The organism is Mesorhizobium sp. B2-4-3 (genome assembly GCF_006442815.1).
Classification (GTDB): Bacteria; Pseudomonadota; Alphaproteobacteria; order Rhizobiales; family Rhizobiaceae; genus Mesorhizobium.
Map to the genome: position 1 here is coordinate 14133 of NZ_VFVL01000029.1, position 13893 is coordinate 28025.

Annotated in this window: 19 protein-coding genes and 2 tRNA genes; 11 read left to right on the forward strand and 10 right to left on the reverse strand. The window is 62.9% G+C overall.

Annotated features, from left to right (window positions below; translation table 11 throughout):
* Positions 1 to 381 precede the first annotated feature (381 nt).
* The 4 genes from FJ956_RS23350 (at position 382) to FJ956_RS23365 (ending at position 1959) form a co-directional block, all read left to right on the forward strand.
* A complete protein-coding gene (locus tag FJ956_RS23350) occupies positions 382 to 624 on the forward strand; it encodes a DUF680 domain-containing protein (protein ID WP_140680680.1) in 243 nt (80 codons plus the stop codon).
* 76 nt (positions 625 to 700) lie between these two features.
* Positions 701 to 907, forward strand: a complete 207-nt coding sequence (locus FJ956_RS23355; RefSeq protein ID WP_140680678.1) for a DUF680 domain-containing protein — start codon at positions 701 to 703, stop codon at positions 905 to 907.
* A 322-nt stretch (positions 908 to 1229) separates the two neighbouring features.
* Complete coding sequence (locus FJ956_RS23360) at positions 1230 to 1436, forward strand: DUF680 domain-containing protein (protein ID WP_140680676.1); 207 nt, start codon at positions 1230 to 1232, stop codon at positions 1434 to 1436.
* Positions 1437 to 1716: 280 nt separating this feature from the next.
* Positions 1717 to 1959 carry a DUF680 domain-containing protein gene (locus FJ956_RS23365; protein WP_140680674.1) on the forward strand — a complete coding sequence of 81 codons (243 nt, stop codon included), beginning with the start codon at positions 1717 to 1719 and terminating at the stop codon, positions 1957 to 1959.
* 99 nt (positions 1960 to 2058) lie between these two features.
* On the opposite strand, the gene FJ956_RS23370 is transcribed toward FJ956_RS23365, so the two are convergent.
* From FJ956_RS23370 to purM, 4 genes are read right to left on the reverse strand one after another with little or no spacing between them, the layout of a single operon-like run.
* A complete protein-coding gene (locus FJ956_RS23370; RefSeq protein WP_140680672.1) occupies positions 2059 to 2580 on the reverse strand; it encodes a histidine phosphatase family protein in 522 nt (173 codons plus the stop codon).
* Entirely contained in the window at positions 2571 to 2750 is a 180-nt protein-coding gene (locus FJ956_RS23375; RefSeq protein ID WP_140680670.1) for a hypothetical protein, read from the reverse strand. The genes FJ956_RS23370 and FJ956_RS23375 overlap by 10 nt, the downstream gene beginning before the upstream one ends.
* 21 nt (positions 2751 to 2771) lie before the next feature.
* The gene (gene purN, locus FJ956_RS23380) at positions 2772 to 3479 is read right to left on the reverse strand and encodes a phosphoribosylglycinamide formyltransferase (protein ID WP_140680668.1); all 708 of its coding nucleotides are present in this window, start codon (positions 3477 to 3479) and stop codon (positions 2772 to 2774) included.
* Positions 3476 to 4555: a phosphoribosylformylglycinamidine cyclo-ligase gene (gene purM, locus FJ956_RS23385; protein ID WP_140680666.1), complete on the reverse strand. Its 1080-nt coding sequence runs from the start codon at positions 4553 to 4555 to the stop codon at positions 3476 to 3478. The genes purN and purM overlap by 4 nt, the downstream gene beginning before the upstream one ends.
* A gap of 210 nt (positions 4556 to 4765) precedes the next feature.
* Here purM and FJ956_RS23390 point away from each other — a divergent pair, with 210 nt between their 5' ends.
* From FJ956_RS23390 to hdaA, 3 genes are read left to right on the forward strand one after another with little or no spacing between them, the layout of a single operon-like run.
* Complete coding sequence (locus tag FJ956_RS23390; RefSeq protein WP_140680664.1) at positions 4766 to 5398, forward strand: CDP-alcohol phosphatidyltransferase family protein; 633 nt, start codon at positions 4766 to 4768, stop codon at positions 5396 to 5398.
* A complete protein-coding gene (locus FJ956_RS23395) occupies positions 5295 to 6557 on the forward strand; it encodes an AI-2E family transporter (protein ID WP_246672147.1) in 1263 nt (420 codons plus the stop codon). Before FJ956_RS23390 ends, FJ956_RS23395 begins: the two co-directional genes overlap by 104 nt.
* A gap of 1 nt (position 6558) precedes the next feature.
* Positions 6559 to 7263 (forward strand): DnaA regulatory inactivator HdaA, encoded by a 705-nt coding sequence (gene hdaA, locus FJ956_RS23400; RefSeq protein WP_140680662.1) that lies wholly within the window; start codon positions 6559 to 6561, stop codon positions 7261 to 7263.
* A 21-nt stretch (positions 7264 to 7284) separates the two neighbouring features.
* On the opposite strand, the gene FJ956_RS23405 is transcribed toward hdaA, so the two are convergent.
* Positions 7285 to 7548 (reverse strand): hypothetical protein, encoded by a 264-nt coding sequence (locus tag FJ956_RS23405; protein ID WP_140680660.1) that lies wholly within the window; start codon positions 7546 to 7548, stop codon positions 7285 to 7287.
* A 307-nt stretch (positions 7549 to 7855) separates the two neighbouring features.
* Here FJ956_RS23405 and FJ956_RS23410 point away from each other — a divergent pair, with 307 nt between their 5' ends.
* Entirely contained in the window at positions 7856 to 8905 is a 1050-nt protein-coding gene (locus FJ956_RS23410) for an arylamine N-acetyltransferase (protein ID WP_140680658.1), read from the forward strand.
* Positions 8906 to 9009: 104 nt separating this feature from the next.
* Here the strand turns inward: FJ956_RS23410 and FJ956_RS23415 are convergent, their stop codons facing one another.
* From FJ956_RS23415 to FJ956_RS23430, 4 genes are all read right to left on the reverse strand, one after another.
* On the reverse strand, positions 9010 to 9243 hold the full coding sequence (locus FJ956_RS23415; protein WP_140680656.1) for a hypothetical protein: 234 nt from the start codon (positions 9241 to 9243) through the stop codon (positions 9010 to 9012).
* Positions 9244 to 9385: 142 nt separating this feature from the next.
* A tRNA-Pro gene (locus FJ956_RS23420) sits at positions 9386 to 9462 on the reverse strand.
* 73 nt (positions 9463 to 9535) lie between these two features.
* Positions 9536 to 10711: an NAD(P)/FAD-dependent oxidoreductase gene (locus FJ956_RS23425; RefSeq protein ID WP_140680702.1), complete on the reverse strand. Its 1176-nt coding sequence runs from the start codon at positions 10709 to 10711 to the stop codon at positions 9536 to 9538.
* 136 nt (positions 10712 to 10847) lie between these two features.
* Positions 10848 to 11816 (reverse strand): NAD(P)H-dependent oxidoreductase, encoded by a 969-nt coding sequence (locus FJ956_RS23430; RefSeq protein WP_140781990.1) that lies wholly within the window; start codon positions 11814 to 11816, stop codon positions 10848 to 10850.
* Positions 11817 to 12056: 240 nt separating this feature from the next.
* On the opposite strand from FJ956_RS23430, the gene FJ956_RS23435 reads away from it, so the two are divergent.
* Positions 12057 to 12362, forward strand: coding sequence for an ETC complex I subunit (locus FJ956_RS23435; RefSeq protein WP_140680654.1), 306 nt, complete (start codon positions 12057 to 12059; stop codon positions 12360 to 12362).
* A 58-nt stretch (positions 12363 to 12420) separates the two neighbouring features.
* Positions 12421 to 12497, forward strand: a tRNA-Arg gene (locus FJ956_RS23440).
* Positions 12498 to 12713: 216 nt separating this feature from the next.
* Here the strand turns inward: FJ956_RS23440 and FJ956_RS23445 are convergent.
* Positions 12714 to 13343: a hypothetical protein gene (locus FJ956_RS23445; protein WP_140680652.1), complete on the reverse strand. Its 630-nt coding sequence runs from the start codon at positions 13341 to 13343 to the stop codon at positions 12714 to 12716.
* 213 nt (positions 13344 to 13556) lie between these two features.
* On the opposite strand from FJ956_RS23445, the gene FJ956_RS30730 reads away from it, so the two are divergent.
* Positions 13557 to 13772, forward strand: coding sequence for a hypothetical protein (locus tag FJ956_RS30730; protein WP_210241596.1), 216 nt, complete (start codon positions 13557 to 13559; stop codon positions 13770 to 13772).
* The last annotated feature ends 121 nt before the right edge of the window (positions 13773 to 13893 follow it).

Below are 13893 nucleotides of genomic sequence, written 5' to 3' on the forward strand. Positions count from 1 at the left end.
AAGGCAAACGTGGTTTCCCGGCGGTCGCCATCCCGGTCGTGGCACCTGCCGAGTCCCTTGTTCGGTCGTGCAAGCGATGAAATCGAACCGTTCGGTTCAATTAATGTTGACGGTTCGTACCACCACGGTGAACACCGGCAGCCTGTACCAGGATGCCGCATTGCGCGCCGTTTGCTGTAACCAATTGATATTAAACGATAAGAATGTGGCCGCTGCGTCCTTTGCATAATTTCAAGATCGAACCGAACGGTTCGGTTCGCAACTTTTCGTGATTGGAAATGGCAGCAGGGCCGACCCATTTCGGGGTGGTCCGAGCGACGCGAATTTCCATTACGGCACGCCACTAGACGGACGAGACTTTTGAAATCTGGAGTACCTAAAATGAACAAGATTGCTTTTGCCGCCGCTGCTTTCCTCATTGCCACGGGCAGCGCTTTCGCCGGCAGCGACCACTACAACCCCAACGATACCGCCCAGTCGGCCGTGACGGCCCCCGCGGGCTACGCGGGCAACGTCGACCGGACCGTTACCGGCTCGATCAATAAGTTCGAACAGCGCTTCATCAAGAGCGCGCCCAGCTCGAACCAGCAGGAATCCGGCCAGGGCCTCTGGGGCAACCACTAAAGCCGGTTCCAGTCCTGACCAAAATCTGACCATCAACCCAAATCTGATCATCAACCTTGAATCTGGAGTAACTCAAATGACCAAGATCGCTCTTACCGCTGCCGCCCTCCTCGTCGCCACTGGCGCCGCTTTCGCTGGGTCCGACCACTACAACCCCAACGAAGCCAGCCGGCCGGCTGCGTCGGTCGACACCTCGATCACTGCTTCGGTCAAGACTTCGGACGCGAACGTCCAGAAGCCGGCGACCCAGGCTCCTGCTCAGGATCTGTTCGGCAACCGCTGAACGCCCTGGTCTTCCAAGACTTCAAAGCGGCGGGCTTGTCCCGCCGCTCTGTTTTTCTGCAGCCGGCTGCTCCCGGGCCGGCTTTTCAGGGTTGATCAAGCATTCATCACGAAGCGGTGATGCCTGTAACGATGCCCCTGGTGCCGTCGAAGTGGGAGTAAGGGCCGATAGACGGGGCCGATGCCAAGGAAATTCAAGTGTGTCGAACGAGCGGGCAGCACCCGGGCGATGTCCGTGGCTACCCTGTGCCGATCCACTAGGTCATCTGATCGTCGATCGCGCCCGATCAAAACAGCGCAACCCGAAACCTGGAGTATTTGAAATGACCAAGATCGCTCTTACCGCCGCCGCCCTGCTTGTCGCCACTGGCGCCGCTTTCGCCGGGTCGGACCACTACAACCCCAACGAGGTCAACCGGCCGGCTGCTTCGGTCGACAGCTCGTTCACCGCTTCGATCAAGAATTCGGGCGCGAATGTCCAGAAGCCGGCGGCCCAGGCCGTTGATCAGGATCTGTTCGGCAACCGCTGAATGGCCTGGTTCCAAGACCTCGAGCGGCGGGCTTGTCCCGCCGCTCTGTTCTTCTACAGCCGGCTACCGGCATAGTGAAATCACTTCACAAGTATTTGTATCACAAGCATTTGTAATCGTTTGTCTTTTTCTCCGCGAAATTTGGGCCAACGCTACCGAGGCCGCTAAAGAAAGCGAGCGGGCCGGGAATAAATCCCGGCCGCCACGGGTCTTGTCGGCAGCGGGGTCATCCTCCCAAGGCCTCCGCCACGATGAAACCAAACGAACAAGGAAAACCGAAATGACCAGGATCGCTCTCACCACTGCCGCAATGCTTCTCGCGATGGGCTCCGCCTTCGCTGGCAGCGATCACTACGACCCCAATGACGCCAACCGGCCGATCGCCGGCGTCGACAGGGCCTACACGGCCTCGGTCGGCAAGCGTGAGGTTGCCAAGCAGGCCGATGTCGACACCTCGATGACGACAGGTTCGGCTGGCTCCAAGGCTTGGTCCGACCCGGGCCAGGGCATCTGGGGCAACTGATTTTTGACGCTTTGAACTGTCAAAGGCGGCGGACTTGCTCCGCCGCCTTTTGTTTTACGCGGCGAGCAGCGCCAATCCCAGCGAGGAGATCGGCGGTTTTCACTCTAGGCCCAAATCCTTCGGCCGAACACAATGCGTCAGCCGCGCGCCGCGAAAGTCGAGGTCCACCCAATCCTCGTCCAGCGTGAACCGCGCGAGCGCCGCCGTCGGGAACTTCGCTTCGATCTTCTTGAAGACAGCCTCATCCGACCCGGCGCCGGCCAGCCGCAGCGCAAAATGCTGCAGGCCGGGATTGTGGCCGATCACCAGCAGGCTCTCCGCCTTGGCCTGCCGCACACGCGCCAGGATCGCACCGGCCGCCGCCTCGTAGAGTTCGTCGGCGAATTGCGCCGGCACGTTCTTCGGCAGTTCGGCCGCGACCATCCGCCAGGTGTCGCGCGTGCGCAGCGCCGGCGAGACCAGCGCCAGGTCCGGCAGCCAGCCGCGTCGCGCAAGCTCCCGCCCCATCAGCGGCGCCGTCTTCAAGCCGCGTGGGGCCAGCGGCCGGTCGAAATCGGCGAGTCCCGGATCGTCCCAGCGCGATTTGGCATGGCGCAGGATAAGCAGCTGTCTCACGGGCATTGATCAGGACCAGGGCAACCAATGAAACGAGCGCGAGCCTTCTCGTTAATTGCTTCGATGTCAAAACCATCGAACGGGCCGCTGTCCAGCCCGTCTATCCAAGCCTTGCGCAGCCGGTCTGTTTCGGTCTGGCTCACAGGTTGGTTCGGCGAATCCGGGCTGGAGGTCATGCTGTTGTTCTGGTGAGGCCGCTACGGCGTGATCCGCGCCAGCTGCTCGAGGTCGGTCTCCTCGCGCAGCGGATCCGGCGCCATCACCACCGAGGCGGCGTTGTCGGCGTCGTCGGCGAAATGGGCAAGCACGGTGTGGCCCTTTTCCATGCGCGCCTTGCCTTCGGCGACCAGACCCAGCGCCAGCGGGTAGAGCCGGTGCTCCACCTTCAGCACGCGCGCTGCGAGCGTGTCCTCATTGTCGCCGACCATCACCGGCACGGCAGCCTGCGCGATGATTGGGCCGTCATCCATCTCGGGCGTGACGAAATGCACCGAGCAGCCATGGATGCGCACACCGGCGCGGATGGCGCGCGCGTGCGTGTCCAGCCCCTTGAAGGCCGGCAGCAGGGCAGGGTGGATGTTGACCATGCGTCCCTGCCATTTCTCGACCAGGCCGCGGCCGAGGATCCGCATATAGCCGGCCAGGGCCACGATGTCGGCGCCGAAGCCGGTGAGCGCGGCATCGAGCGCGGCGTCATAGGCATCCCTGCTCGGATGGTCGGCGCGCTGGACGACCTTGGTGGCGATGCCGCGCGACTGGGCGATGCCGAGGCCGGCAGCATTGGCGCGGTCGGAAATGACGCCGACGATTTCGGCCGGATAGCTTGGATCGGCGGCCGCCGCGATCAACGCCGTCATGTTGGAGCCGCGTCCCGAGATCAGGACGACTGTGCGTTTCCTGCTCATAGGCCGATCGAGCCCCGATAGATGACGCCGGCGTCTCGGCGCGGCACGATGCGGCCGATCGGCGTCACCGTCTCGCCGGCTTCCTGCAGCACCGCCGCGACCTGCGCTGCCTGGCCGGACGCGACCGCCAGGATCATGCCGATGCCGCAGTTGAAGGTCCGCATCATCTCTTCCGGCGCGACGCCGCCGGTCTTTGCCAGCCACGAGAACACCGGCGGCACGTCGATCGCCTCGAGGTCGAGCTCGGCGGAGAAATCCTTGGGCAGCACGCGCGGAATGTTTTCCGGGAAACCGCCGCCGGTGATGTGGGCCAACGCCTTGATGCCATGCGTGTTGCGGATCGCCTTCAGGATCGACTTCACATAGATGCGCGTCGGCTCGAGCAGCGCCTCGCCGAGGCTGAGCTCCTCGTTGAACGGCGCCGGATCGCTCCAGCCAAGGCCGCTCGCGGCAACGATCCGGCGCACCAGCGAAAAGCCGTTGGAGTGCAGGCCGGACGAGGCAAGGCCGAGCAGCACGTCGCCCTCGACGATGTCGTCGGTCGGCAGCAACTGGCCGCGCTCGGCCGCACCCACCGCGAAGCCGGCAAGGTCATAGTCCTTGTCGTGATACATGCCGGGCATTTCCGCCGTCTCGCCTCCGATCAGCGCGCAGCCGGCCTGCCGGCAGCCTTGCGCGATGCCGCCGACGATCGAAGCGCCCTGGTCCGGGTCGAGCTTGCCGGTGGCGAAATAGTCGAGGAAGAACAGCGGCTCGGCGCCCTGCACGACGATGTCGTTGACGCACATGGCGACGAGGTCGATGCCGATCGTGTCGTGCTTGCCGGCGTCGATGGCGATCTTGAGCTTGGTGCCGACGCCGTCATTGGCCGCGACCAGCACTGGGTCGGTGAAGCCGGCGGCCTTCAGGTCGAACAGCCCGCCGAAGCCGCCGATCTCACCGTCGGCGCCCGGCCGGCGCGTCGCGCGCACCAGCGGCTTGATCTTCTCGACCATCAGATTGCCGGCATCGATATCGACGCCAGCCTCGGCGTAGGTGAGCCCGTTCTTTCGCTTGGCCGGATCGCCCTTGCTCATCGTAGGCTCGTCCCTGTTTCCATTGCGGGCTCTTCGCATGAATGGTTTCGGGGAGCAAGGATGACGGTCGTTCCCGCCGATAAAAGCGTGGAAAGCGGAAGCTGCCAATCTCCCGCGCAAACGGGGATTGGCAGCTTCGCCGCCCCGCTACTTGCGCCCACCCGCCATCTCCCTCATCTATTCCCCAATAAAACCACGACGGGACGTGCGGTGACCCTTCCCAACATGATCACGATCATGCGGCTGCTGCTCGTGCCCGCCGTGGTGCTGGCCATGCTGCAGTCGCGTTGGGACTGGGCCTTCGCCGGGTTCCTCGTCGCCGGCATTTCCGACGGCGTCGACGGCTTCATCGCGCGCCGCTGGAACCAGTCGTCCAGCCTCGGCGCTTATCTCGATCCGATCGCCGACAAGCTTCTGCTTGTCTCGGTTTTCCTCGTCATGGGTTTTGCCGGCGAGCTGCCGCTTTGGCTGGTGGTGACCATGGTCTCGCGTGACGGACTGATCGTCTGCGCCGTGCTCTTGTCCAGCGTCATGAGCCATCCGGTCGAGATGAAGCCGCTCTTCGTGTCGAAGGCCAACACCGCTGCGCAGATCGTGCTCGCGGCGCTTGTGCTGGGCGAGTTGGCCTTCTCGGTGCATCTCGGCCCGCTGCGGACCGCGCTCATATTGCTGACCGGGGTCTTGACCGTGGCTTCGGCCGCGGCCTATCTCGTGGCTTGGCTAAGGCATATGAGCGGCTATGGCGAAGGCTCCCGGACGAGCAACTCCCAGATCGACAACTCCCAGACCGGCGACATCAAGTCGGGCATCGGCAAGTCGGGCGGCTCCAACACGGGCGCCTGACAATGACGCCGAGGCGATCGCGGCCGACGACAGCTCGGGCGGGCTTCGCCGCCAGGCCTTCTTCTGGCTGGCGACGGCGGTCCTGCTGGCGCTGTTCCTCTACATCTTCTCGGGCATCCTCCTGCCTTTCGTCGCCGGCATGGTGCTCGCCTATTTCCTCGACCCGGTTGCCGACTGGCTGCAGCGGCTCGGCCTCTCGCGCCTGATGGCGACTGTGGTGATCCTGATTGCCTTCATCGTCGTCGTGGTGCTGGCCTTGGTCATCCTGGTGCCGGTGCTGGCCACCCAGATGGCCGATTTCGCCCGCAAGCTGCCGGAATATCTCACCCGCCTGCAGTCGCTGATCACCAGCTTCGACCCGAAATGGCTGGAGCAGCGCTTTGGCGTCAACGCCGCCGGATTGCGCGACGGGCTGAACTCGCTGCTCACCACCGGCTTCGGGCTGCTCACCACCGTCTTCACCTCGATCTGGAGCTCGGGCGTGGCGCTGGTATCGGTCGTCAGCCTGTTCGTCGTCACCCCGGTCGTCGCCTTCTACATGCTGCTCGACTGGGACCGCATGGTGGCGGTGGTCGACAGCTGGGTGCCGCGCGACTATGTCGAGACGGTGCGCGCGCTCGCCCGCGACATCAACACCGCCACCGCCGGCTTCGTGCGCGGTCAAGGCACGCTCTGCCTGGTGCTCGGCGCGATGTATGCCACGGGTCTGACGCTGACCGGGCTGAACTTCGCCATCCTCATCGGCTTGTTCGCCGGGCTGATCTCCTTCATCCCCTATGTCGGCTCCTTGACCGGGCTGGTGCTCGCCGTCGGCGTTGCCTTCGTCCAGTTCTGGCCGGACTGGACGATGATCGTGGCGGTGGCCTGCGTGTTCTTCGTCGGCCAGTTCATCGAGGGCAACATCCTTCAGCCGAGGCTGGTCGGCAAAAGCGTCGGCCTGCATCCGGTCTGGCTGATGTTCGCGCTGTTTGCCTTCGGCGCGCTGTTCGGCTTCGTCGGCCTTTTGATCGCCGTCCCGGCCTCGGCGGCGATTGCCGTGCTGGTGCGCTTCGCCATCGGCCGCTATCTCGAATCGCCGCTTTACAAGGGTCACGCCGCCCGTCCCGCGCCGCCATTGCCGGCCGATCGCGGCGGCGGCCATCGCTCGAAGCGGGGCTGAAATGGCTGCTCAGCCAGCCGATACGCCGCGCCAGCTGCCGCTCGATCTCGGCCACGGCACCGGCTATTCGCGCGACGAGCTCGTCGTCTCGGGTACCAATGCGCAGGCGGCATCGCTGATCGACCGCTGGCCGGACTGGCCGTCGCCGGTGGTCGTGCTGGCAGGGCCGCCCGGTTCCGGCAAGACGCATCTCGCCCGGATCTGGCAGGATAGGGCGCACGCCGTCGCCGTCGATCCGGGCCGGATCGACGAGCACATTGCCGGTCTCGGCACCAGGCCGGCGCTCATCGACGATGTCGACAAGGGCCCGATCGACGAGCAGGGCCTGTTCCACCTGATCAACGCCGTGCGCGGCGCGGGTTCGACGCTGCTTTTGACGGCGAGGCGGTTCCCCTCGGCCTGGCGCGTCGCGCTGCCCGATCTCATCTCGCGGCTGAAGGCGGCGGCGACGGTCGAGATCCACGAGCCCGACGACCTTTTGCTTGCCGGCGTCATCACAAAGCTGTTCGCCGACCGCCAAATCGAAGTCGAGCCGCATGTGGTGCAATATCTGGTGCGCCGCATCGAGCGTTCGCTCGGCACCGCGATGCGCGTTGTCGAGCGCCTCGATCGCGCAGCCCTCGAGCGCAAGACGCCGATCACCCGCGTCTTGGCCGCCGAGACCGTCAGCGCCATGGACGAGGGGCAGGGCGAGTTCGATATCTAGCCATCGAGAGCGGCCCAGCTGTTACGCCCAAAGCCCGGCAAGATGCCGGGCTAAAAGATAGACTCCCGTATGCGCCGCGACATAGCAAGCGGCGACAAGGCCGAAGAACATCAGGCCGGCGAACCGTGACCGGGCGACGCCGCCCGGTCTCTTGCTCGGCCGGTTGTTCCAAACCCATAGGGCAGCACACAGAATTGCCCAAACGACCATGGCCGGAACCGTAAAGCCGTAATAGGCCAGGTACGCCGGGCCGATCAGTGACAGCAACGCCTCGAGAACAGGCATCAAAAATCCCCCTGGTTCGAAGTCTAGACCGGCGACAAAGTTGGAAGCGAGGGATTATTCGAGTCACGGCAGGCGTTTCCGTGATCAATCCGTGGGAGCACGCGGCGTAGCCGTCCCATTCCGGAACAGTCTTTCCGGCATCGCTCTTGCAACGCACACAGTGCCGGCTGATCCCGGTCCCGGTCGCGTTCCAGATCGGGTTGTAGGCTCGCCGGGCTCGAGGTGTTGGGGTCTCGCCCGGCGGGTTTACCGTGAAACTCAGTCCCGCCCACATGGGCCAGGCCGTATTCTTAAACCCAGCGGTGTGATGCGCGACAAAGGCAACGTGCGCTTATTCCGCGCAGCGGCCAAATTCGTGCGGCAGCGCAACATGTCGCAAGTCGGCCGGAAGCCGGCGGTGTGGATTGAAGTGAATGAAAGCCAATTGTCCCCGAAATCCAGTGCTCATAGAATAGACGCCGGTCGGGCCGGTATCGCCCACCGAGGGAGGGGGCCGTCAGAAATGTCCGACCCGGTATTCGACCAGAAGGCTTGGCTCCAGCGTATCGGATATTCGGGACCAGTCACCCCAACCCTTGAAACCCTCAATCGCCTGATTTTCGCGCAGTCGCATTCAATTGCATACGAGACGTTGGATATCATGCTCGGACGACCACCGAAGCTTGATATACCGACGCTCCAGCAAAAGATGATCGACAACAAGCGCGGTGGATATTGCTTCGAACAGAACATGTTGTTCCGGGCCGGACTGCGGTCACTCGGATTCAGGATCACAAGTCTGCAAGGGCGTGTAGTGCGGGGGTTGGCGATTGATGCTCAACGTCCTGCGATCCACATGCTGTTAAAAATAGAGCTGCCGGAAGGAGCTTATCTTGCCGATGTTGGGTTCGGAAATCTCGCGCCGACCTCAGCACTGTTGCTTGAGCCGCAGATCGAACAAGAGACGCCGCACGAACTCATGCGGTTTATCGACGTTGGTGGCGAACTGACGCTACAAGCACGTCTCAAACACGGCTGGCAGCACATTTATCGCGTGATTCCTCACCCGCGCTACGACGCAGAGTACGAGATCGCGAATTGGTATACCGCGACACACCCGGAGACGCCTTATCAGGCGAACATCATTGTGGCCAAGCCAGGCCCGAATAGAAGCCGGATCACGATGTACAATGCACGCGTCACGATTCGGGATGCGGACGGGCATGCTGAGAAACGCTGGCTCTCGGACGAGAGTGAATTCAAGGATGTGTTGTGTGGCGAATTTGGACTCAATATATCCGATCAGGAGATCGAAGACTGCGTAGCGGTGATGAAAGCCAAAGGGACTGGAGACGCCCCGCACCCGTTTTTTGCGTAAGCCCTCACATCCGCCCTCGGTCGCTTTTCGGCATTGCGTTCGGCCGGTGATCCAAGCTCACCCTCTGGCGGCTCGAATCACAAGCCGGAAACGACTGTCCCGCCTCAATCCGGATCAATGCTGCCTGCCGACCATGGCTGTGATGCCGACTGGATCAGAGAACTTGCCTTGAAAAGCGCGTGGGCCAACATCCGGCCGAAAAGCAATCGCAGCGATCCGATCTCTCCGCGCCGCAAATCCCAGTCCTGCAGCGCATCGAGCAGCAACTTCCCGCCACCCAGGGCGAAGGCCGCATTGACTCGGTCGTCGATGAGGGGAGACCACAGGTCGCGCGGCACCCCATGTCAGCCGCCGCACGGCGACGACGATGTCGGTGTCCCAATGTCCCTGTCGAGGATCGCCGCGGCTGCCGAGGCTTGCGCCCTTCCGGCCAGGATGCCGGACCGCGAGGCCGGCCTGATCGATTCCAGGAAGAAGCAATGGTCGGAGTGGCAGGATTTGAACCTGCGACCCTCTGGTCCCAAACCAGATGCGCTACCAGGCTGCGCTACACTCCGACGTTCCGCGGCGTATAGGGGGCGCACGCCCGGAAGGCAACACAAAAACCGAGGTCGGAACTGACGATGCCACTCAGCGCTTCTGGCTGACGATCTTCCTGGCGATCGCGGTGCCCTGAATCCTTGCATTGGAAAAGCAGCCGCGAATGCTCGGCCGCATGCCGGTGAACCAGAGCCCGGGCAGCTTCGGGTCGTTGGCGGCGCCGTTGAACAGCGGCACGCCCTTGGCGTCGAGCACGCCGAGCCGGCCCAGCATCGTTTCCAGCCCGGTGCGGTAGCCGGTGGCGGCAATGACGATGTCGGGCGCGATCGTCTGCCCATTGTCCAGCACGACGCCGTCGCGACTGAATTCGCGCAGTTGCGGCACCACGATGATGCGCCCGGCCTTGATGGCCTCGACCGCGCCGTCGTCGGCGGCGATCGCCGTATAGTCGGAGCCGAGCCGGCTGGCGCCGCCCGACGGGGCAGGAGGCAGGCCGTATTTCGTCAGATCCCCGAACACCAGGCGCTGCGTTGCCGCCATGGCCGCGTCCGCGAGCCGTGTCGGCAGGCTTGCCATCACCGGCGAGATGCGATGCACCGCGATCTTGCCGATGCGCTTGGGCAGCAGCGAAGGTCCGTTGCGCGCCGAAAGCCACATCTGGCCCGTCTCGACGCGGGAAAGATGGTTGAGCGCGTCGAAGCCGGAATTGCCGGCGCCGACCACCAGCACCTTCTTGCCGGCATAGTCGCTCGCCTTGCCGAAATCGGCCGAGTGGATGATCGATCCTGAAAAATCCGCCATGCCCTTCCAGGCCGGGATGAAGGGTTGCCGGTCGCGCCCGGTGGCGACCACAACATATCGCGCCGCCGTCAAGCCCGCGCTTGTCCGCAGCAGCCAGTGGTCGCCGCGGAACTCGATCTCGTCGACCTTGACGCCGAAGGCGATCGGCAGCCTGTGCGTCTCGGCGAAATCGTTGAGATGGCGGATGACGGCGCTGCGGTGCGGGAAGGCCGGCGTTCCCGCGGGATAGGAAACGCCCGGCAGCGAAGAAAGATCGCGATGCGTGTTGAGGTGCAGGTTGTCGTGGCGGCGATGCCAGGGCTCGGCCAGCCGTTCCTCGCGTTCCAGGATCCGCGTCGTCACGCCGGCCCTGGCCAGCGCATGCGTGGCTGCAAGCCCCGCGGCGCCCGCGCCGATGACAATCGCGCCTTCCAATATCGCTGGCTCGCCGACCCCCGACGGCAAGACTTTCGCTTCCGCGCCCATAAGTGTCTTTATCGTCGTCATCATGCCTTCAACTGGCATGACCATGTATCTGACATATGCCGCCCAAGGGCTAAAAGGAATAGGCCTATGTTGCAAAGACCACCGGCATTGTGTCGCGGATTTTTGCAAGCGCCGGCTAATGAACCGGGTCGGCGTGGCGATGCACCAGCTTGAACGCGCCGTCCTCCAGCCGGAACACCTCGGTGACTCGCAAGGTCATCTCGGTTGCCTCGCCGTTTTTGCCCATGCGCGCCTTGGCATGCTGCAAGCCACTCCAGAAGGCCAGATCGCCGCTTGCCGACGCCTGCAGCACCTCGAGGTCGGTGTTGCCGCCTTTGTGGAAGCTCGCAGCATCGCGCTCGTAACGGCCGGCAATCGCTTCGGCCCCTTCGAGATGGTCGCCGCGCGGCGAGAAGAATGTCGCCGGCCCGGCACGGGTGACGATCGCTTTCAGCGAGGAGGCGTCGCCATTGACATAGTCCTCGGCAATCTTCTCGCGCTGCTTCATGAAGGCATCGAAGGACGAGCCGCCAGGATGCACCGTCCTGATCCAGTTCTCTAGGCTGGCCATGAAATTCTCGAGGAAGGTGGCGGTGTCGGCGTTGGTCACCGCGCCTTTGTCGTCCAACAGCTCCGAGACATTTCCTATATAAGCCTCCGGCTGCTGCATCACCGGCATGTCGAGGAAGACGAAGGTTTGTCTCAGCGCATGGTTAGCGCCGAATGCGCCGAGCTTGTTCGGCGTGACGCTGACCACACCGGCGGGCATGCCCTTGAACACGTTTTTGCCCGATGGGCGCGAGCCGACATCGAGCGCATTCTTCAGGCAGCCCGGGATCGAGCGGTTGTATTCCGGTGTGACGAACAGCGCCGCGTCGCATTCGCGTATCGCCGCACGGAAGGCCGACCACGCCGCCGGCGGGCCGTTGCCGTCCAGATCCTCGTTGTAAAGCGGCAGGTTGCCGATCTCGATGAAGCGGCAGCGCACCGAATCCGGCGCACGAGCGGCGAGCGCCTTGGCGATCTTGCGGCTGAAGGATTGGGCGCGCAGGCTGCCGACAAGCACGGCGAGCTGCAGGACGGGGTGTTCGGTTGCATTGGTCATGGCGAACGTCCGCTTCTGATGGATGGCTCAGGGGAAGGCTGGCTCGGGCCGGCCGCCCGACCTTTCGATAATGTCGCTGGCGCGGCGAGGTTCCCTGCGCCGTGGGAACGAGGGGCGCTTGCGGCCTTGCCGCGGCGCCCATTGCACAGTAATGACGGATTGGCGTGAGATCGGGGCTTCCGTAGGATCCCCGGAGGCGCTGAGCGAGGTGCCCGGTCTTCGGGCGGCAAAGAGGTGGTCATGTCCGCGCGCATTTTCAGTCCAGCCAAAACCGCGATGCAGTCCGGCAAGGCCAAGACCGGACATTGGGTGCTGGAATTCGATCCCGCCCAGCGCAAGAAGATCGACCCGCTGATGGGCTACACCACCTCGGGTGACATGCTGAGCCAGGTGAAGCTCACCTTCGAGACGAAGGAAGAGGCTATGGCTTATGCCGAAAAGGAAAAGATCGCCTATCGCGTCGAAGAGCCGAAGGAAGCCAAGCGCCGGCAGATTTCCTATTCGGACAATTTCCGCTATGACCGCAGAACGCCCTGGACGCACTGACTTCCCGAGTCTTGCCTCGCCTTGGCGTAGCGCGCATCAGCCGGCCCGGCCGGCCGACGGTCCCGTAGCTCAGCTGGATAGAGCACCGGCCTTCTAAGCCGATGGTCGCAGGTTCGAATCCTGCCGGGATCGCCATTTTTTGGGTCCGTTCCGGACACATAGGTTACGGTTTATACCGGAGACATGGGTAACACTTTTGGACCGAAGGGGTTCTGGAGTGGTTTGAGCCTGCATGTCTCATCGTCGAAAGAGCCCAGATCATAGTCCATGAAGCTGGCCAGCCGGATATGGTCTCCGACCTGTTTTGACGCCGACGGTCTGGCCAGCGAAGACGAGGCTGAGCAAGGCCCATTAACTGCCCTTTCTCACCCGTTCCGAGTTTGTGAGCGCTTCGCCAAGCCGTCCAACTACCTGCTTCATCGCCTTCTCTGCGGCATCAGTCATTGCTTTGGCGCCACCTTCGCAGAACCCGCCGGCATCGCCCTGCGCATTGCCGTCCCCGCCCACAGTGGAACCGAGCAGGCGGCCGTTGCGCCCATCAACGGTTATTGAAGCCGCCAACTCAACTTCCGTTTCCATGCCGGCGGTCCAAAACCCTGGGACGACACGAAGCCGCCCGTCCAACTCTTCGCCTTTGATAACAATCATTCCGCGAGCACCTTGGGCGGCGAGATCAGCTCGATCAACCGGAGCATCGACGACTTGAAGCTCTGCCACGAGAGGCTCCAGCGTTTTTCGCACCGATCCGGCAAAGCCGGCTCGCATATCGATTGGAAAGGTGTGGGCAGCGCAATTGATGTCGGATGGTTTGATGCTGCGGGAGAGGACAGTTGCATCGACGTATAGAAAGTACTTCCCGGGCAACTTATCGCCATACGATGAATAGACGTTATAGGCCGCGATCGGCAGAGGTTCAGCCTTGTATTGGCAGCCAGACACCGCAGCGGCAATAACCGCGACGGCCAAAGATCGAAATTTCATGGTTTCCCTCCCAAGCCCGTCGCCACAATTGCGCGGGCAAGACAGAGCGTCAATCCTCTACACTCTGGCGAAACGCTTCATTTTCTTGTTTTAACTCAACGATTCCAAATACGAATTGCTAGTTCGAGGCCGGCTTCATCGCCCTGCCCAACTCCGCATTTGACGCAATAGATGATCGTAAGATCCGAGGTATGTTCGTTGTTTGGAGGGCTGATGCTGCGGACGATGTCAGCGCTTACGTGCGAGTGGTTCGCTGCGACGATCTTCCGCGATCAGGGCATGCGCCGCCCCGAAATGCGCATGCGCATGATCGATGGCTTCAACGAAGGCTGGATCGATTTCCGCGATCCGAACGCTGAACGGCGCAAGGGGAGGACTGGGATCGACGAGGCGATTGCTGGACTTCTTAACGCCGGGGCAGAGCGGTGATTTTGCTGCGGGAGGTGATTTGCCGATCTAACGAAGTCCAGTCGGTGAATATTTCTGGCTTGGTGCGACATTCTTGCGGACCGTGACATCCTCCTTGCTATGATACGGCTTTCTCGTTTTC